This is a genomic window from Marilutibacter spongiae, assembly GCF_014145325.1.
In the GTDB taxonomy this organism is placed as follows: domain Bacteria; phylum Pseudomonadota; class Gammaproteobacteria; order Xanthomonadales; family Xanthomonadaceae; genus Marilutibacter; species Marilutibacter spongiae.
Window position 1 is genome coordinate 323,299 of sequence record NZ_JACHTF010000001.1, and the last position, 17,197, is coordinate 340,495.

At 71.2% G+C, this 17,197-nt stretch carries 18 protein-coding genes; 5 read left to right on the forward strand and 13 right to left on the reverse strand.

Annotation, left to right across the window (positions count from 1 at the left end; translation table 11 throughout):
* Positions 1-81 precede the first annotated feature (81 nt).
* Genes lgt through H4F98_RS01440 form a run of 3 tightly spaced genes read left to right on the forward strand, consistent with a single transcriptional unit; the run spans position 82 to position 2,279 of the window.
* A complete protein-coding gene (lgt, locus tag H4F98_RS01430) occupies positions 82-966 on the forward strand; it encodes a prolipoprotein diacylglyceryl transferase (RefSeq protein WP_182684866.1) in 885 nt (294 codons plus the stop codon).
* Positions 967-969: 3 nt separating this feature from the next.
* A complete protein-coding gene (locus tag H4F98_RS01435; RefSeq protein ID WP_182684867.1) occupies positions 970-1,764 on the forward strand; it encodes a thymidylate synthase in 795 nt (264 codons plus the stop codon).
* A 20-nt stretch (positions 1,765-1,784) separates the two neighbouring features.
* A complete protein-coding gene (locus H4F98_RS01440) occupies positions 1,785-2,279 on the forward strand; it encodes a dihydrofolate reductase (protein ID WP_182684909.1) in 495 nt (164 codons plus the stop codon).
* 27 nt (positions 2,280-2,306) lie between these two features.
* Here the strand turns inward: H4F98_RS01440 and H4F98_RS01445 are convergent, their stop codons facing one another.
* The 9 genes from H4F98_RS01445 to H4F98_RS01485 form a co-directional block, all read right to left on the reverse strand.
* Positions 2,307-3,185 (reverse strand): symmetrical bis(5'-nucleosyl)-tetraphosphatase, encoded by an 879-nt coding sequence (locus tag H4F98_RS01445; RefSeq protein WP_182684868.1) that lies wholly within the window; start codon positions 3,183-3,185, stop codon positions 2,307-2,309.
* A gap of 12 nt (positions 3,186-3,197) precedes the next feature.
* Positions 3,198-3,581 carry a Co2+/Mg2+ efflux protein ApaG gene (apaG, locus tag H4F98_RS01450; protein ID WP_182684869.1) on the reverse strand — a complete coding sequence of 128 codons (384 nt, stop codon included), beginning with the start codon at positions 3,579-3,581 and terminating at the stop codon, positions 3,198-3,200.
* Positions 3,582-3,637: 56 nt separating this feature from the next.
* Positions 3,638-4,483 (reverse strand): 16S rRNA (adenine(1518)-N(6)/adenine(1519)-N(6))-dimethyltransferase RsmA, encoded by an 846-nt coding sequence (gene rsmA, locus H4F98_RS01455; protein ID WP_182684870.1) that lies wholly within the window; start codon positions 4,481-4,483, stop codon positions 3,638-3,640.
* Positions 4,480-5,484 carry a 4-hydroxythreonine-4-phosphate dehydrogenase PdxA gene (pdxA, locus tag H4F98_RS01460; protein ID WP_182684871.1) on the reverse strand — a complete coding sequence of 335 codons (1,005 nt, stop codon included), beginning with the start codon at positions 5,482-5,484 and terminating at the stop codon, positions 4,480-4,482. The genes rsmA and pdxA overlap by 4 nt, the downstream gene beginning before the upstream one ends.
* A 1-nt stretch (position 5,485) precedes the next feature.
* Entirely contained in the window at positions 5,486-6,829 is a 1,344-nt protein-coding gene (locus H4F98_RS01465; protein ID WP_182684872.1) for a peptidylprolyl isomerase, read from the reverse strand.
* Positions 6,826-9,219, reverse strand: coding sequence for an LPS assembly protein LptD (gene lptD, locus H4F98_RS01470; protein ID WP_182684873.1), 2,394 nt, complete (start codon positions 9,217-9,219; stop codon positions 6,826-6,828). The genes H4F98_RS01465 and lptD overlap by 4 nt, the downstream gene beginning before the upstream one ends.
* A 115-nt stretch (positions 9,220-9,334) precedes the next feature.
* On the reverse strand, positions 9,335-10,261 hold the full coding sequence (locus H4F98_RS01475; RefSeq protein WP_182684874.1) for a histone deacetylase family protein: 927 nt from the start codon (positions 10,259-10,261) through the stop codon (positions 9,335-9,337).
* A 22-nt stretch (positions 10,262-10,283) separates the two neighbouring features.
* Positions 10,284-10,838, reverse strand: coding sequence for a cob(I)yrinic acid a,c-diamide adenosyltransferase (locus H4F98_RS01480; protein ID WP_182684875.1), 555 nt, complete (start codon positions 10,836-10,838; stop codon positions 10,284-10,286).
* 28 nt (positions 10,839-10,866) lie between these two features.
* Positions 10,867-11,472 carry a DUF6580 family putative transport protein gene (locus H4F98_RS01485; RefSeq protein WP_220479030.1) on the reverse strand — a complete coding sequence of 202 codons (606 nt, stop codon included), beginning with the start codon at positions 11,470-11,472 and terminating at the stop codon, positions 10,867-10,869.
* 162 nt (positions 11,473-11,634) lie between these two features.
* On the opposite strand from H4F98_RS01485, the gene ubiH reads away from it, so the two are divergent.
* A complete protein-coding gene (ubiH, locus tag H4F98_RS01490; RefSeq protein ID WP_182684876.1) occupies positions 11,635-12,909 on the forward strand; it encodes a 2-octaprenyl-6-methoxyphenyl hydroxylase in 1,275 nt (424 codons plus the stop codon).
* Entirely contained in the window at positions 12,906-14,093 is a 1,188-nt protein-coding gene (locus tag H4F98_RS01495) for an FAD-dependent oxidoreductase (protein ID WP_182684877.1), read from the forward strand. The genes ubiH and H4F98_RS01495 overlap by 4 nt, the downstream gene beginning before the upstream one ends.
* Positions 14,094-14,169: 76 nt before the next feature.
* Here H4F98_RS01495 and H4F98_RS01500 read toward each other — a convergent pair whose 3' ends face one another.
* The 4 genes from H4F98_RS01500 to H4F98_RS01515 all read right to left on the reverse strand — a co-directional run.
* Positions 14,170-14,958 (reverse strand): EF-hand domain-containing protein, encoded by a 789-nt coding sequence (locus tag H4F98_RS01500; protein WP_182684878.1) that lies wholly within the window; start codon positions 14,956-14,958, stop codon positions 14,170-14,172.
* Between the two features lie 130 nt (positions 14,959-15,088).
* Complete coding sequence (gene rlmM, locus H4F98_RS01505) at positions 15,089-16,150, reverse strand: 23S rRNA (cytidine(2498)-2'-O)-methyltransferase RlmM (RefSeq protein ID WP_182684911.1); 1,062 nt, start codon at positions 16,148-16,150, stop codon at positions 15,089-15,091.
* A 78-nt stretch (positions 16,151-16,228) separates the two neighbouring features.
* Entirely contained in the window at positions 16,229-16,804 is a 576-nt protein-coding gene (locus H4F98_RS01510) for a nucleoside deaminase (RefSeq protein ID WP_182684879.1), read from the reverse strand.
* A gap of 23 nt (positions 16,805-16,827) precedes the next feature.
* Positions 16,828-17,197: hypothetical protein (locus H4F98_RS01515; RefSeq protein WP_246372727.1), on the reverse strand; the 370-nt coding region annotated here is incomplete at its 5' end.

Genomic DNA, 17,197 nt, shown 5'->3' on the forward strand with positions numbered 1-17,197 from the left:
AGAGGGTCGGCATCCGGCCCAGAAGCGGACCCGGCTCGGGCACAATAGGACGCGTCGTCCCTTCCGGAGCCGTTGTCGCGCATGACCGTCCTGCACCAGATCGACCCGATCGCCTTCCACATCGGTCCGTTGAGCGTCCACTGGTACGGGATCATGTACCTGCTCGGCTTCGCCACCGCCTGGTGGCTCGGCCGCCGCCGCATCCGTGCCGGACGACTGCCCGGGGTCGATGAACAGGGCTTCGGCGACCTGCTGTTCTACGGCATGCTGGGCGTGGTCCTGGGCGGTCGCCTGGGCTACGTCTTCTTCTATGCCTTCGAGGCCTTGCTGGAAGATCCGTTGATGCTGTTCCGGGTCTGGGAAGGCGGCATGAGTTTCCACGGGGGTCTGATCGGCGTGCTCGTGGCGGGGCTGTGGTGGTCGCGCCGGCATCGCCTGCACTTCTTCGACGTCATGGACTTCGTGGCACCGCTGGTGCCGCCGGGACTCGGCTTCGGTCGCCTGGGCAACTACATCGGCGGCGAGTTGTGGGGCAAGCCGACCGACGCCGGCTGGGGCGTGGTCTTCCCCGGCAGCCTGCCGCAGCCCTTCGCCTCGATGTCCGCCGAGCGCCTGCGCGAACTGCACGCCAGCGGCAGCCTCGACGTGTTCGCGCGCCACCCCTCGCAGCTGTACCAGGCGGCGCTCGAGGGCCTGGCGATGTTCGTCGTGCTGTGGTGGTTCTCCAGCCGGCCGCGGCCGCGCTACGCCGTGTCGGGCCTGTTCGCGCTGATGTACGGGTGTTTCCGCTTCCTGGTGGAGTTCGTGCGCGTGCCCGACGCGCAACTGGGTTACCTCGCCTTCGGCTGGCTGACCATGGGCCAGGTGCTCAGCACGCCCTTGATCCTCGTGGGCCTGTACTGGCTGTGGCGCTCGCGCCGCGCGCCGGTCCTCGAGCCCCGTCCCGCTGCCCCGGTCCAGGAGTAAGCGATGCGCCAGTACCTCGACCTGCTGCGCCACGTCCTCGAGGAAGGCTCGGACAAGGGCGATCGCACCGGCACCGGCACGCGCAGCGTGTTCGGCTGGCAGATGCGCTTCGACCTCGCCAAGGGCTTCCCGCTGGTGACGACCAAGAAGCTGCACCTGCGCTCGATCGTGCACGAACTGCTGTGGTTCCTGCAGGGCGACACCAACATCGGGTACCTCAAGGACCACAAGGTGTCGATCTGGGACGAGTGGGCCGACGCCAACGGCGAGCTCGGCCCGGTCTACGGCCACCAGTGGCGCCACTGGCCGGACGGACGCGGCGGCGAGGTGGACCAGATCCGCTGGGTGGTCGACGAGATCCGCCGCAACCCCGATTCGCGCCGCCTGGTGGTGTCGGCCTGGAACGTCGCCCAGCTGCCCGACATGGCGCTGATGCCCTGCCATGCGCTGTTCCAGTTCTACGTGGTCGACGGCAAGCTCAGCTGCCAGCTGTACCAGCGCAGTGGCGACATCTTCCTCGGCGTGCCGTTCAATATCGCCAGCTATGCCTTGCTCACGCACATGGTCGCCCAGGTCTGCGGGCTGGGCGTGGGCGACTTCGTGCATACCCTGGGCGATGCCCACCTGTACTCCAACCATTTCGAGCAGGCCCGCGAGCAGTTGTCGCGCACGCCGGGGGCGCTTCCCAGGCTCGTGCTCAATCCGGCGGTCGAGGACCTGTTCGCGTTCCGCTACGAGGACATCGCCATCGAAGGCTACGCGCCGCAGGCGGCGATCAAGGCGCCGGTGGCGGTTTGAGCGCCGGCGACGCGGTCGACCTGGTCCTGGTGGCCGCGCTCGATCGCCGCCAGGCGATCGGTCGCGACAACGACCTCCCCTGGCGGCTGCCGGCGGACCTCAAGCGCTTCAAGGCGATCACCCTGGGCCATCCGCTGCTGATGGGGCGACGCACCGCCGAGTCCCTGGGGCGCGCGCTGCCGGGCCGTCGCAACCTGGTGCTGACCCGCGGCGGCCGGGTGCCGTTCGAGGGCATGCAGGCGGTGGCCAGCGTGGACGAGGCCCGGGCGATCGCCGCGGTCGATGCCGCCGGGCAGCTGTCCGTCATCGGCGGGGGCGAGGTGTATGCGCTGTGCCTGCCACTGGCGGCGCGCCTGCGGCTCACCCACGTGGACACCGAAGTCGAGGGCGCCGACGCCTTCTTCCCGCGCTTCGATCCCGCGCACTGGCGCATCACCGCCCGCGAGTCGCATCGCGCCGACGATCGCAACGCCTTCGACTACGCGTTCGTGGACTACGAGCGCCTGCCGGCGTAGGCGGGCAGGCGGCGCGCGCAGCGGCGCCTATCTGCGCGGGCCGCGCTCGTTGCGGGGTTTCTGGCGCTGGCGCGGCGGCGGCGCGGGCTGGTCGCGACCGGGCACCTGCACGATCCGCACGTCCTCGCCGTCGAGCTGCAGCGCGGTGAGCTTGCCGCCCCATACCGCGCCGGTGTCCAGCGCGTGCACGCCGTAGCCCATGAACAGGCCCAGCGTCGACCAGTGCCCGCAGACGATCTTGAGGTCGCGCTCGGCGCGGCCGGGCACCTCGAACCACGGGTACAGGCCCGCGGGCTGGGTGCCGGGGGTGCCCTTTTCCTCGAACGAGATGCGGCCGCGCGGCGTGCAGTAACGCAGCCGGGTCATGATGTTGATGATCGCGCGCAGGCGGTCGGTGCCGGTCAGGCGCGGGTTCCAGACCGGGCCGTCGCCGTACATGTTCTTGAGCAGGCGGCGGAACTGGTCGCCCTGCAGCTTCTGCTCGACCTCGCGCGCGTGGCGCTCGGCCATCGCCGGCGTCCACTTCGGCGCCAGGCCGGCATGCACCATCATCCAGCCCAGCTTGCGGTCGAGGTGGCAGAGCTTCTGCATGCGCAGCCAGTCGAGCAGGGTGTCGCGGTCCTCGGCGAGCACCACGCGTTGCAGGTCCGGATTGACCTTGCGCTGCTCTTCCTCGCTGCGCTGCCCGATCGCGAGCAGGGACAGATCGTGGTTGCCCAGGACCACGACGCTCTGCTCGCGCAGCGAGTGCACCAGGCGCAGGGTTTCCAGGGACTGGCCGCCGCGGTTGACCAGGTCGCCGCAGAACCACAGCCGGTCGCGGGCCGGGTCGAACGCGATCTTCTCCAGCAGGCGCTGGGTGGCGTCGTAGCAACCCTGCAGGTCGCCGATGGCCCAGATGCTCATCCTGGCCTCCCCTCAGTGCAGCGTGCGCGGCACGGTCAGGGTGAAGGCGGGGATGGGGGCGTCGAAGTGGGTGCCGTCGTCGGCGAGCATCCGGTAGTGCCCCTCCATCGTGCCCAGGTCGGTCTCGAGCATGGCGCCGGAGGTGTACTCGAAGTTCTCGCCCGGCTGCAGCCAGGGCTGTTCGCCGACCACGCCCTCGCCCTCGACCTCCTGCACCTTGCCGTTGGCATCGGTGATGATCCAGTGGCGGGCGACCAGGCGCGCGGGCATCGAGCCGCGGTTGCGGATGTTGATGGTATAGGCGAAGACGTAGCGGTCCTGGTCGGGTTCGGACTGGTCGTCGAGGTAGCGGGTGGCGACTTCGATGTCGAAGACGTATTCGGTCGGGGGATTCATGGTGACAGTGTACCCGGCGCGGCGCGGGCGATGAGCTGGGCGCGCCGGAGGGGCGTTCAGTCGTGGAGACGGTTGGCGAGGCGGATGAAATCGGCGACCTCGAGCTGTTCGGCACGCAGGTCGGGTCGGATCCCGGCGGCTTCGATCTCGGCGGCGCTACACTGTTGCGAGAGGGCGTTGCGCAGGGTCTTGCGGCGCTGGCCGAAGGCGTCGCGCACGACGGCGGCGAAGCGGACCGGATCGTCGATGCCGATGCTGCCGGCGGGCCGGGGCACCAGCCGCACCACCGCCGAGTCGACCTTGGGCGGCGGGCTGAAGGCGCCCGGCGGGACGTTGAACAGGGGCACGACCTCGCAGCTGGCCTGGAGCATCACGCTCAGTCGGCCATAGGTCTTGCTGCCGGGACCGGCCGCCATGCGGTCGACGACTTCCTTCTGCAGCATGAAGGTCATGTCGCGGATGACGGCGGCATGCTCCAGCGCGTGGAACAGGATCGGCGAGGACAGGTTGTAGGGCAGGTTGCCGACCAGGCGCAACGGGCCTTCCTCGCCGGCCAGCGCGGTGAAGTCCACGTCCAGGACATTGCGGTGGATGATCCGCAGGGTGCCGTGTGCGCGCGCCGCCTCGGTGAGGGGGAAGATCAGGTCGCGGTCGAACTCGATCACGGTCAGTCGCCCGTGCCGGTCCAGCAGCGGGAAGGTGATCGCGCCCTGGCCAGGGCCGATCTCGACCAGGCGGTCGTCGGGGCGCGGGTCCACCGCGTGCACGATCTTGTCGATGATGCCGCGCTCGTGCAGGAAGTGCTGGCCCAGGTGCTTCTTCGCTTCGGCGGCGAAGCCCTTCGCAGCGGGTCTGGCCTCGGTGCGGGGGCCGCGGTAGTCGTGGCCGGATCGTCGGTTCATCGGGGATCCCCGGTCGTGCGTGCGTCCAGGCGGGCGCGGGCGAAGGCGGCGCAGGCGTCGGCGGCGGCGAACAGGCTGGACGGGTCGGCCCGGCCGCTGCCGGCCAGCTCCAGTGCGGTGCCGTGGTCCACCGCGACGCGCGGATAGGGCAGGCCCAGGGTGATGTTGACGGCCTGTTCGAAGCCGCTGTACTTGAGCACCGGCAGGCCCTGGTCGTGGTACATCGCGAGCACGGCGTCGAAGCCGCGCAGTTTGGCCGGCAGGAAGGCCGTGTCGGCGGGCAGGGGGCCCACCAGGTGCATGCCTTCGCCCCGGAGCCGGGCCATCACCGGTTCGATCGTTTCGATCTCCTCGCGGCCCAGGTGGCCAGCCTCGCCGGCATGCGGGTTGAGCCCGAGCACGGCGATCACCGGCTCGGCGATGGCGAAATCGCCCTGGAGGGCGGCATGCAGCAGGCGCAGGGTGCGTTCGAGGCCCGGACGGGTGATCGCGGTGGCCACGTCGCGCAGGGGCAGGTGGGTGGTGGCCAGGGCCACGCGGACGATGTCGTTGGCGAGCATCATCACCACGTCGCAGCCGGCCCGTCCGGCCAGCAGTTCGGTCGTCCCGGTGTAGGCGATGCCGCCTTCGTTGATGGCCGCCTTGTGCACCGGACCGGTGACCAGGCCGTCGAAGCGGCCCTGCTGGCAGGCGTCGGCAGCCTGGCCGAGGGCCTGGATGACCGCGGGCGAATTGCGCGGTTCGATGACGCCGGGACGGCTGGCCACGGCGTTGGCGACCTCGTGCAGGACCAGGGTCCCCGGACGCTGCCCGTCGGCCTCGTGGCCGGCGACCAGTCGCAGTGGCAGGTCGAGGCGATGGGCGGCCTCGCCGAGGACGTCGGCGTCGCCGAAGACGGTCAGGTGGTGGTCGCGCGGGCGCTGGGCCAGCCGCACGCAGAGCTCCGGCCCGACGCCGGCCGGCTCGCCGGGCACCAGCGCGAGCCGGGGCACGGGGGGCATCTCAGCCGCCGGTGGCGTTGTCGGTCGCGCTGGCCTGCGGTCCGACCCGGATGTCCACGTAGGCCTCGCCGCGCAGTTCGCGCAGGTAGCGGTTCCACTCGTCTTCCAGCTTGCGGCGACCGATGGTCTCCGCGATCTGGTTGCGCTTGTTCTGCGCGTTGACGTCGGTCTGGCGCGAGCCGGTCCGCTTGATGATGTGCCAACCGCTGGAGGTACGGAAGGGCTGGGACACTTCGTCGTCGCCGAGGCGGGTGATCTGGCCGCCGAACTCGAGCCCGAAGGCGTCGGCGTTGAACCAGCCCAGGTCGCCGCCGCGGACCTTGCTGTTGAGGTCCTGCGACTCCTGGCCGGCCAGTTCGGCGAAATCGGCGCCGCCGGCGAGGCGCGCGGCGAGGGTGTCGATCTTCGCCTTGGCTTCGGCGTCGCTGGTCTGCTCGTCGACCCGGATCAGGATGTGGCTGGCCTTGTACTGGGTGACGGTCTGGCCACTGGTGTCCTGGCTCGCGTTGCGGGACTCGACCATCTGCAGCAGCTGGAAACCGCTGGGGCCGCGGAGCGGGTCGGTGACCTGGCCCGGACTCATGTGGCTGACCATCTGCACGAAGGCGCTGGGGATCTCGTCGCTGCTGCGCCAGCCCAGGTCGCCGCCTTCCAGTGCGTTGGGGCTGTCGGAGTAGCGCACGGCAGCCGCCGCGAAGTCCATCTCGCCCCGGTCGAGCAGCGACTTGATGCCGTCGATCTTGCCTTGCGCGGTCTTGATCTGCTCCGGCGTCGCGCCTTCGGGCAGGGCGACGAGGATGTGCGCGAGGTGGTACTGGACGCCACCGGCCTGCTGGGCCTCCATGGCCGCGTCGATCTCGGCGTCGCTGACCGAAACGCGGCTCTGGGCATAGCGCTGGCGCAGCTTCTGGACGAGCAGTTCCTCGCGGATCGAAGTGCGGAACTCGTCGAAGGTGCTGCCGTCGCGGGCGAGCTGGGCGTTCAGCTGGTCGATGCTGATGCCGTTCTGCCCGGCGATGTTGGCCAGGGCCTGGTCGACCTCCTGGTTGGTGACCCGCACGCCCGAGCTCTCGGCGCGCGCGACCTGCAGCTTCAGCAGCACCAGGCGCTCGATGACCTGCCGCTCGAGCACGTCGCGCGGCGGAAGCTGGGCCTCGCGTCCGGCGTACTGCGAGAGGATGTTCTGCATGGCCCGATCGAGCTCGCTGCGCAGCACGACGTCCTCGTCGACGATGGCGACGATGCTGTCGATCGGCCGGGTCTGGCTGGAAGGCGGCGTCTGCTGGGCCTGGACGGAGGTCGCCGACAGGGCCGCGGCGAGGGCACAGGCAAGGAGTTTCTTCATAGGATCGGATCAGGAGACGATTCGACGTTGTCGTCGGTGATGAGGGACGGCGGGACCAGGTACAGGTCGTCACGGTCATAGCCGAGGATAGCACGGCGCAACTCGCGCTCCGTCTTCTGCCCGGCCGAGCCCAGGCCCTTGAGTTCGAACTCCAGGCGCAGGGAATCGTTCAGGTCGCCGTCGCGATTGCGGATGTAGCGCCGCGCGATCAGGCGCACCGCCAGGCAGCAGCTTTCCCATTGCACGCCGGCGATGGACTCGAGCAGCTTGTCGTCCAGCAGCGAGTAGTAATAGCGCCCCACCAGGCTCCAGTTCTCGTTGACCGGGTAGAGGAAGGAGAAATCGACCTGCTCGAGCAGGTCGTCGCGGGTGCTGGGATCGAGCCGGTAGCGGTAGCCCAGGTTGACCACGCCGCTGTTGTCGAGCAGGTAGCGCACGCGCAGGCTGGCGAGGTCCTCGCCACGGAACTTCGGGTCCCACTGGTAACCGGCGTCGATGCTCCAGCGGTCGTTCGGCGACACGCTCACGTCGGCGATCCAGGCCGACTTGCCCTTCTCGATGGGTTGTTCGCGCCCCAGGGTGGTGCGCACGTCGTCCAGGTACTGGATCTGGCCGATGCTGGCGGCCAGGCGCTCGCGGCCGTCGTCCTCGCTGATCAGGCGCGTGGTCAGCGCGGTGGTGATCTGGTTGGCGTCGGTCTGGCGATCGGCGCCGGTGTAGCGGTTGTCGCGGAACAGCTGCCCCCAGCTGTAGGTCATCGGCCGGGTATCGAAGCTGGGCAAGCCGGTCTGGTCCCGGTAGGGGACGTTCAGGTAGTAGATCCGCGGCTCGAGCGTATGCAGGTAGCGTTCGCCGCCGATCTCGGTGCTGCGGTCGAAGAAAAGCCCGGCATCGACCGAGAAGATGGGCATGCTGCGGCTCGGCGACTTGTCGCCGGCGACGGCCGCGAGATCGTCGTCCAGGTCGTAGGCGGTGTAGCGCCAGGCCAGCGTGGGGCGCAGGAACCAGCTGTCCCCCTCCAGCGGCATGCTGACATAGGGCTTGATGTCCAGGCGGCTGCCTTCGTTGCGGACGTCGTGCCTGAAGCCCACGGCCTCGGCGCTGACGCCCGCCTCGAACCAGCGGCCGAAGGGCTGCGACCAGTTCAGGTACGCCCGTGGCAGCCGGTCGTAGGCCAGGCTGGACTCGCTGACGGTGTAGTCGGTGAGCTGCTGGTGGTCGGCCATCAGCCCCGCGTCCCAGTAGCGGCCACGACCGTAGAGGCCGACCGTGCTGACCAGGGAGTACGACGAGCGACCGAACAGGCTGTTGCTGAAGTCGTCCAGGTAGTGCGTGTCGCTCACCCAACCCAGGTTGGCGCGCGCATGCCAGTTGCCGCCGAACCAGCTGTCGTCGAGGTTGTGCAGGGCCTTGAGCCGGAACAGGCCGCGGTCGTCCTCGGGGAGGGTCGCGCCGGGGATCGGCAGGCCATTGGGGTAGAAGAGATAGTCGCGGGGCTCGCGACCGGGCAGCTTGTCGGTCGGCATCCACTCGCCGTAGACCTCGCCGCGACCTTCCGGGTACAGCCAGCGGAACTCAGTGCCCAGCTGCGCGCCGCGGTCGGTCATGATGCGCGGGGTGATGGTCGCGTCGTAGTTGGGCGCGATGTTCCAGTAGATCGGCTGTTCCCAGTCGAATCCGTCCCGCCCGGAGACCGAGATCGAGGGATACAGCAGACCGCTGCGACGGCGGTCGTCGGTGGGGAACATGAACCACGGCACGTACAGCACCGGCACGTTGCCGATCCGCAGCACGGCATTGCGCGCCACCGCCATGCCTTCCTCTGTATTGATGTCGATGCGGTTCGCGCGCAACTGCCATTGTTCGTGGCCGGGCACGCAGGTGGTGTAGGTCGAGCCGACCAGCGCCCCCTGCTCGCCGCTGAGCTCGATCCGCTCGGCGCCGCCGTTGCCGCGCCGCTCCACCAGCTGGTAGCGCAGGTCGCTGATGGTGTGCGTGTCGGAGTTCTGGTTGCCGGTGGCCTTCTCGGCGACGATGCGCAGCCCGGAGTCCTGGTAGCGCACACCGCCCTCGGCGCTGTACTGCCCGGTTTCCTCGTTGTAGGTCAGCGCGTCCGTGTTGAGGAACTGGTCGCCACGGACCAGTCGGACATCGTCCTGGACGATGACGTTCTCGCCGGTCGCGGCGCGCGACAGGGTGCCGCCTTCGATATCGGTGGGGGCGTTGGGGCGTTCGGCGGGCTTGGCGTCGGTGGCCGGCGCGTCGTCGAAGGCGGGGATCGCGTCGCCGATCGGGCACAGGCTCCAGTCTTCCTCGTCTTCGGCCGCCTGGACCGGAAGGGCCAGGGCGATGCAGAGCGACAGGGGGAGCAGGCGAAGGGATTTGCGCACGCGGTCTTCCGGCTATGGAGGTCAAGCGGCGGTTAGCTTGCCGCATCGGTGGTGGGGCGGCAATGACGCCCGCAGCCCCGCCGTTCATGTTGTCGAAGGCCGTGTGTGTCCGGCGTTACGGGCGCACGCCGGCCAGGACCCCCACGTGGGCCACGCTGCACTCGCGCAGCGCCTGCAGGTCGTAACCGCCTTCCAGCATGGATACCACGCGGCCGTCGCCATGGCGGCGGGCGATCGCCAGCAGCTCGGCGGTGAGCCATTCGAAGTCGGTCGCCTCGAGCTCGAGCTGGGCGAGCGGATCGCGCCGGTGGGCGTCGAACCCCGCGGATACGAGCAGCAACTGCGGGCGGAAACCGTCCAGGGCCGGCAGCAGGGTCTCGCGCCACGCCGCGCGGAAGGCGTCGCCGCCCGATCCCGGCGCCAGCGGTGCATTGACGATGTTGCCCACGCCGCGCTCGTTGGCGTGGCCGCTGTCGGGATACAGCGGCATCTGGTGCGAGCTCAGGTACATCACGCGCGGGTCGCTGGCGAAGATGGCCTGGGTGCCGTTGCCGTGGTGGACGTCGAAATCGACCACCGCCACCCGCGCCAGTCCGTGGCGCTCGATGGCATGCGCCGCGGCGACGGCGATGCTGTTGAACAGGCAGAAGCCCATCGCGACGGTGTCGGTGGCGTGGTGGCCGGGCGGTCGCACCGCGCAGAACGCGGTGGCCGGCCCCTTGCCCAGCACGGCGTCGACCGCGGCCACGCCCGCGCCCGCGGCGCGCAGGGCCGCCTCGGCCGAGTGGGGGCCGAGGACCGTGTCGGGATCGAGCGGGACCGGCTGGCCATCGGGCAGCGGTGTGTCGAGCACGAGTCCGAGCAGGCCATCGTCGTGGACGCGCAGCAACTGGCCGCGCGAGGCGCAGGGGGCGTCGTGCCAGTCCAGCGAGGGGTAGGCCTCGCGCAGCGCATCGATCACGCTTCGCAGGCGGGCGGGCTGTTCGGCATGGCCGGCCCCGGGGTCGTGCAGCAGGCAGGCCGGATGGGTGTAGATACGCATCTCGGGGCCGGGCGCGACGGGATCAGGCCTTGCGGCGGTCGTGGTCCCACAGGACCTCGCCGTGGCCACTGGCACGGGCGAGGACGCGGGCAAGCACGAAGAGCAGGTCGGACAGGCGGTTCAGGTAGCCGATCGCCTCCGGGCGCACGGCTTCGAGGCGGGCGAGGGCGACGGTTTCGCGCTCGGCCCGGCGCACCACCGTGCGTGCGACATGGCAGCGTGCCGCCGCCTCGCCGCCACCGGGCAGGATGAAGTCCTTGAGGGCCGGCAGCAGCGCGTTGAAGCCGTCCAGGCGGGCCTCGAGGCGGTCGATGTCCTCGCCGGTGATCGCCGCGTGCCCCGGGATGCACAGCTCGCCACCCAGGTCGAACATCTGGTGCTGCACGGCGGTCAGCAGTTCGCGGACGTCGTCGGGAACGTCGCTGGCCAGCACCATGCCGATGCAGGAGTTGGCTTCGTCGACGGTGCCGTAGGCGGCGACCCGGGCGGAGTCCTTGCCGGTGCGGCTGCCGTCGCCCAGGCCGGTGCTGCCGTCGTCGCCGGTGCGCGTGTAGATCTTCGAGAGCCGGTTGCCCATGCGAGGTGCGGGAAGGAAGGCGCCGGGCTCAGGCCGTCTGCGCGCGCAGCGCCGGCAAGCGGTGGCGCAGCAGGGCGAAGCCGCCGAACAGCAGGGCCGAGTAGAACAGGGTGCCCAGCACCGTCCACTGGAAGAAGGGGATGCCGGCGGTGTACGCCATGCCCAGCCCGCCCAGCGTCGCCGGGTAGGTCGGGTCGGCCAACCATGCGCCGAAATTGCTGACCGCGAAGAACACCACCGACCCGGCGAGGGCATGGCCCAGCACGCGCAGGCCGCTGACCTTGCCGCGCAGGCCCAGGCCCAGCGCCGTCACCAGGGCCACGCAGGCATAGCCCAGCCAGATGCCGAAGCCGCCGAACCAGCTGGCGTACAGGCCACCGTTGATCGAGGCCAGGGCCAGGTCCGACAGCAGCATGGCCACCAGCGGCACGATGAACGCCCACTGGCGCGAGGCGAAGTAGGCGCCGCCGAACAGCGCGATTGCCGCCACCGGCGAGAAGTTCGGCGGGTGCGGGAGCACGCGGGTCAGGGCGGCCACCAGGATGAACGCGACCAGCACCAGCGGCCCGGCCGCGAACGTGCCCCGGCGGGGCGACTCGGAGGGGGACGGGGCAAGCGGGGCGCTACGGTTCATGGGGCGTGGACTGGGGTGCGGACGGGAAGCCGTTAGCATACCGCAGCTGGCGCGCTCACCCGGTCGATGCGTGTTGCATGGCACCATGTGGCTCGGGTCGCCTCCGGGCGAACACTGCCCAGGCACTCCCCGAAGCCGGACCGGATACCCGACAGACAGCACATGGCGACAGACTCCCAGCCCCCCGCGACTTCCGATTCGACGCCCGAGCCCTGCCACGACGTACTCATCGTGGGCGGCGGGCTGGTCGGTGCCAGCCTGGCGATCGCCCTCGAGCGACACGGGCTGGACGTCGGCCTGATCGAGGCCGCGCCGCCGGGCTCGCTGCCGGCGGTGTTCGACGAGCGCAACCTGAGCTTCGCCGAGGCCACCGTCAACGCGCTGACCGCGCTGGAGGTGATGCAGAAGCTGCGCGCGCCGACGGGCGCTATCCGACGCATCCACGTCAGCCGTCGCGGCGATTTCGGACGCGCCACCCTCGACGCCGCCGCGCATGGCCGGGAGGCCTTCGGCCAGGTCGTGGTCGCGCGCGACTTCGGCGACGCGCTGGAGGCCCGCCTGTCCGAGTTGCCGGCGCTGGTGCGCTACCGGCCGGTGCGCTTCGTCGGCCTGGAGGATGCCCCGCTGGCACGCCACCGTTCGGTGCGCGTGGCCGACCAGGGCGGCGAGCGCGTACTGCATGCGCGGCTGCTGGTCGCCGCCGACGGCACCCGCAGCCAGGTGCGCGAGGCGCTGGGCATCGAGTCCGAGAGCCACGACTACCGGCAGACCCTGTTCGTGACGCGGCTGCGCGCCGAGCGCGCGCCCGACGGCACCGCCTACGAGCGCCTGGGCGAGCATGGGCCGACGGCCCTGCTGCCGCGCGGGGACCGCCACTTCGGCCTGGTGCACGGCATCGACAGCGCCCGGGCCGAGACGGTCGCCGCGCTGGACGAGCCGGCCTTCCTGGCCCTTGCGCAGGAGGCCTTCGGCTGGCGCGTCGGCCGTTTCCTGTCCTGTGGCCGTCCCAGCATGTACCCGGCGATCCGCCTGCTGGCCGCGCGCAGCGTGGCCCCGCGCGCGGTACTGGTCGGCAACGCCGCCCAGACCATCCATCCGGTGGGCGCGCAGGGCTTCAACCTGGGCCTGCGCGACGCGTTGACGCTGGCCGAGCTGATCGGTGCCGCCCGCGAGGGAGACCCCGACGCCGACTGCGGCGCCTCGTCGCTGCTCGATGCCTATGTCGAGCGGCGTCGCGTCGATCGCGACGAGACGGTCGCCCTGTCCGACGGTCTGGCCCGCCTGAGCGCCAATCCTTCACCGATGCTCGCCCCCGTCCGCAGCCTCGGCATGTTCGCGCTCGATCGCCTGCCGTCGGTGCAGGCGGCCCTGGTGGGCGGGGCGCTGGGCTATCGCGGCCACGTGCCCGCCCTGTGCCGCGAGGATGGGCGGGCATGAGCCGCCGCGACCTCCACGACGTGGTCGTGGTCGGCGCCGGCGTGGTCGGCGCGGCCGCGGCCCTCGCATTCGCACGCGACGGCCTGCGGGTGGCGCTGGTGGAAGCACGCGCGCCGCAGCCGTGGCGGGCCGACGCCCCCGACCTGCGCGTCTATGCCTTCGCACCGGACAATGCCGCCTTCCTCGACGACCTGGGCGCATGGGCCGGCGTGCTCGCCGCGCGCGCGCAACCCTATCGCGCCATGCGGGTGTGGGATGCCGGCGGGGGGGCGCCCCTGGTCTTCGATGCCGATGCCCTGGCGCGCCGGGAACTCGGCTGGATCGTCGAGAACGCCCTGCTGGTCGACCGCCTGTGGGCCGCGCTCGCGCCCGCCGGCGTGGAACTGCATTGCCCCGAACGCGTGCGCGCGCTGGAGCAGGATGCCGACAGCGCGAGCCTGGAACTCGATTCCGGCCTGCGCCTGCGTTCGCGCCTCGTGCTGGCGGCCGACGGCGGGGATTCCCAGTTGCGCGCGATGGCCGGGATCGAGACGCGCGTGCGCGACCATGGCCAGAGCGGCCTGGTCGCCTTCGTCGACCACGGGCAACCGCACCAGGCGACCTGTTGGCAGCGCTTCATGCCCAGCGGTCCGCTGGCTTTCCTGCCCTTCGAAGGAGAGGGCGGTCATCGCAGTTCGATCGTCTGGACCCTGCCCGAGGCCGAGGCCCTGCGCCTGCGGGACATCGACGAGGCCGCTTTCCTGATGGAACTGGAGCGTGCCTTCGACGGGCCGCTGGGCCCGATGACGTCGGTATCCGGGCGGGTGGCTTTCCCGCTCAAGCGGCAGCTGGCCGAGACCTGCCTGGCCGGGCGCATCGCCCTGGTCGGCGATGCCGCCCATGTCGTCCATCCGCTGGCCGGGCAGGGCGTCAACCTTGGACTGCGCGACGTTACCGCGCTGCGTGCCGTGCTGCGCGATGCGTCGCGTCGCGGCGCGGACATCGCGGCGCCCTCGCGGCTCGCGCGATGGGCACGTGTCCGGCGCAGCGAGAACGCCATCGCCGCGCATGCCTTCGACGGCCTCAACCGCCTGTTCTCCAATGACGCGGTGTTGCCGACCCTGCTGCGCGGGCCGGCGATGGGCCTGCTCGGCCGCTGGGCGCCGGCGACCCACGCCCTCTGGCGGCGCGCCGCCGGAGTCTGACGAAAAAGGCGATCCGACAAAGGCGCGGCCCACCCATCGGGCAGGCCGCGCAGGGTGGCGATCGGCTGGCGCGCGATCAGCGCACGTTCGCCCAGGCCTCGAACTCGGTGGTCGACAGGCGCCCGTCGGCATCGGCGTCGATGCGCTCGAACTGCTCGGCGACGGCGACGTGCGCGGATGCCTCGGAAGCGCTCAGGTAGCGGTCGCGATCACCGTCGAGCACGCCGAAGTCGGCCGCCGGGAACGCCACCGCCTGGCCCGAGGGAATCGATCGCACGGTCAGCTGCGGCGCAACCGGCTCGGGCACTGCGGCGACCGCGACCGGCGCCGGGGTGGCGGTCGCCGCCTCCGCTGTCGCCTCGGCCGCGGCCTGCGCCTGAGATGTCGCCAGGATCGCCGCAGCGGTGGCATTGGCGGCCTCGTTGGCCGCTTCGCGCGCCTCATGGGCGGCTGCGACCGGATTGGTGCCGCTCTCGGCGACGGTCTGCGCGCCCAGGGCGCGGTGGGCCGCGTTGGCGGCTTCGTTGGCGGCCTGCTCGGCGTTGATCGAGGACTGGGTGGCGACATGCGCCTGGGCCTGCGCGCTCGCCGCGCCATGCGCCGACAGCGCGCCGCCGTCGCGGGCCCGTGCCGCGGCCTCGGCGGCTTCCTGCGCGGTCGCCGCCTGCTGGCGGGCGGCGCGGGCCTCGCCGACCGCGATCTCGGCTTCGGCACCGGCATCCTGCCTGGCGACGACCTCGGACTGCGCCTGCGCGAACGCCGGCGCGCCGGTCATGGCCAGCGCGGTGAGCAGGGTGGCGGCGAGCACGCGCCGGGCGTCGTAAGCGGTGTGCAGGGCGGTATCGGGGTGGCGTGAACGGATCATCGTCGTGGACTCCTCGTTGGGACGCCACGAACGCTAGGCAGGCCAGGGTCAACCCGGTGTCAAATTCAGGAACCGCCGCTGAACCATGCGGTCTCGCATCGCGCACCCGTGCCGACGCCGCACGCAGGCATCAGGCCGGCCGCGCGTAGACCGTGATCTCCTCGCGGTCGTGGTAGAGCTGGCGGGCGCGCAGCACCAGGGGTCGGCCCGCCTGGGCCTGGAACAGGTCCAGGCACTGGCGGGTTTCGTCCCAGCGCTTCTTCATCGGCAACTTGAGGTTGAAGACCGTTTGCGCGCACCAGCCTTCGCGCAGCCAGTCGGCCATGCGGGTGGCCACGCGACGGGGCTGCTCCACCATGTCGCAGACCATCCAGTCCAGCGGCGAGTCGGGTTGCCAGCGGAATCCATCCACGCGCAGGTGCTCGAGCCGTCCGGTGTCGAACAGGTGCGTGCGCATCGGCCCGTTGTCGATCGCGATCATGTGCAGGCCGTGGCGCAGCATCACCCAGGTCCAGCCGCCCGGCGCGGCGCCGAGGTCGGCACCGCGAAGGCCGTCGCGCAACCGGGCCTCGCGTTCGCCGTCGTCCAGCAGGGTCATCAGCGCTTCTTCGAGCTTCAACGCCGAACGGCTGGGCGCGTCGGCGTGCATCCGCAGGCGCGGGATGCCCTGCGGCCAGGGTGCGCTGTCGCCGGGATGGCTGCGGCCCAGGACGGCATGGTCGCCGGAAAGGAACACCACGTGCAGGCGCGAGCGTCGTGCATCGTCGCGCGGGCTCAGCCAGCCCGCCTTGCGAAGCGCTGGACGCAGTGCGTTGCCGAAGCTGCGCGCGAGGCCCGAGAGCGGGCGCGCCTCGTCGGAGTCGGGATGCTCGACCCAGAGTTCGCCGAACGGCGGTCCGTCGCGGACGGGCACGTTGGCTTCCAGCGCCGCCAGGATCGGAGTGATCCGGTCCTTGGGGTCCAGGCCGCGGAGGTCGGCCAGGCGCAGCAGCTTCTGGCGGGCGAAGACGAGATCGGCGAAGGGCAGGCGACGCGCCAGTTGCGCGGCTTCGTCGCTGATGAACTCGACATGGCCGCTGCCGCGGCTCGCCTTCGGATACCCCGCGTGGCCGAGCAGGGCGGCGCGCTCGGCCAGCTCGGCGGCGAGCTCGGGCTCGAAACCGGGGCGGCAATGGCAGAACAGGGCGTCGATGCTCATGGCGAAGGCAGGCGGGAACGGCCCCCATGATCGCATCCCCGTCGCATTACGGGGTCGGCGACGCGACCGCGCTCAGTAACGGGGGCCGTCCAGCTCGCCGTAGCGGCGCAGCACCTCGCACGCGGCGTCGCGATGCACGTCGCGCACGACCTCGATGCCACGCTGTTCGAGCGCCCCGACCCAGTCCATGGGCAACGGACCTTCGTCGAAGTCGGTCAGCGCTTCCACGTCTTCGCTGCGCGCCCCGATCAGCAGGCGGTCGATGCCTGCCCACACGGTCGCGCCGTAGCACTGGCAACACGGCTGCGAGGACGTGGCCAGGGTGATCGGCCCGGCCGGTTGGCCCCGTGCGTCCAGGTTCAGGCGCACGCGCTGGGTGCGTTGCTGCGCCAGCATGTAGGCCATGGTCTCGGCGTGGGCGAGCGAGCAGCTGTGAGGCAGGACGCGGTTCACGCCGATCGCGATGATGCGGTCGTCCGGGCCGAAGACGGCCGCACCGAAGGGGCCGCCGCTGCCGGCGTCGATGTTCCGGCGCGACAGCGCGATCGCCAGTGCGACCTTGTCCTCGTCCAGGGGGTGGGCCGCCCGTGTGTCCACGGCTTCGTGGACCCACGCGGGCAGGGTCAGGTGGACCTGTGCATACAGCATCGGGGACCTCGTCGGCTTCGGGCTTACTGGAGCTGCACGCCGTTGTCGTTGGCCTGGCAGCTGCCGGCGACGCACTGGCAGCCCTGGATTTCGCGGAAGCCGCAGGTCGACATCATGCCGTCCTCCGCGCAGGCCGCGCGCACGCCCTCCGGGTCGGTGGGGCTGTTGACGTTGACGCAGGCCGGATAGGCGCCGCAGCAGTTGCCGACGTCCTTCACGGTGCAGTCGGCGTCGGTCCGGCAACTGCGGTCGACCTGGACGGGGCCCTGCGCCGGCGCCGGCGCCGTGGCGTCCGGCGGGGGCGCTTGCGCCTCGAGCGGCGGCGGGGTGGGGGCCTCCGGTGCGGTGGCCGGCGGGGCCTGGGCGGGCGCGGGCCCGGCCGGTGCGTCGGCC

Coding starts and splice junctions, on each gene's coding strand:
- lgt (WP_182684866.1), top strand. CDS start 82: ATGACCGTCCTGCACCAGATCGACCCGATCGCCTTCCACATCGGTCCG.
- H4F98_RS01435 (WP_182684867.1), top strand. CDS start 970: ATGCGCCAGTACCTCGACCTGCTGCGCCACGTCCTCGAGGAAGGCTCG.
- H4F98_RS01445 (WP_182684868.1), bottom strand. CDS start 3,185: ATGAGCATCTGGGCCATCGGCGACCTGCAGGGTTGCTACGACGCCACC.
- apaG (WP_182684869.1), bottom strand. CDS start 3,581: ATGAATCCCCCGACCGAATACGTCTTCGACATCGAAGTCGCCACCCGC.
- rsmA (WP_182684870.1), bottom strand. CDS start 4,483: ATGAACCGACGATCCGGCCACGACTACCGCGGCCCCCGCACCGAGGCC.
- pdxA (WP_182684871.1), bottom strand. CDS start 5,484: ATGCCCCCCGTGCCCCGGCTCGCGCTGGTGCCCGGCGAGCCGGCCGGC.
- H4F98_RS01465 (WP_182684872.1), bottom strand. CDS start 6,829: ATGAAGAAACTCCTTGCCTGTGCCCTCGCCGCGGCCCTGTCGGCGACC.
- H4F98_RS01475 (WP_182684874.1), bottom strand. CDS start 10,261: ATGCGTATCTACACCCATCCGGCCTGCCTGCTGCACGACCCCGGGGCC.
- H4F98_RS01480 (WP_182684875.1), bottom strand. CDS start 10,838: ATGGGCAACCGGCTCTCGAAGATCTACACGCGCACCGGCGACGACGGC.
- H4F98_RS01485 (WP_220479030.1), bottom strand. CDS start 11,472: ATGAACCGTAGCGCCCCGCTTGCCCCGTCCCCCTCCGAGTCGCCCCGC.
- ubiH (WP_182684876.1), top strand. CDS start 11,635: ATGGCGACAGACTCCCAGCCCCCCGCGACTTCCGATTCGACGCCCGAG.
- H4F98_RS01495 (WP_182684877.1), top strand. CDS start 12,906: ATGAGCCGCCGCGACCTCCACGACGTGGTCGTGGTCGGCGCCGGCGTG.
- H4F98_RS01500 (WP_182684878.1), bottom strand. CDS start 14,958: ATGATCCGTTCACGCCACCCCGATACCGCCCTGCACACCGCTTACGAC.
- H4F98_RS01510 (WP_182684879.1), bottom strand. CDS start 16,804: ATGCTGTATGCACAGGTCCACCTGACCCTGCCCGCGTGGGTCCACGAA.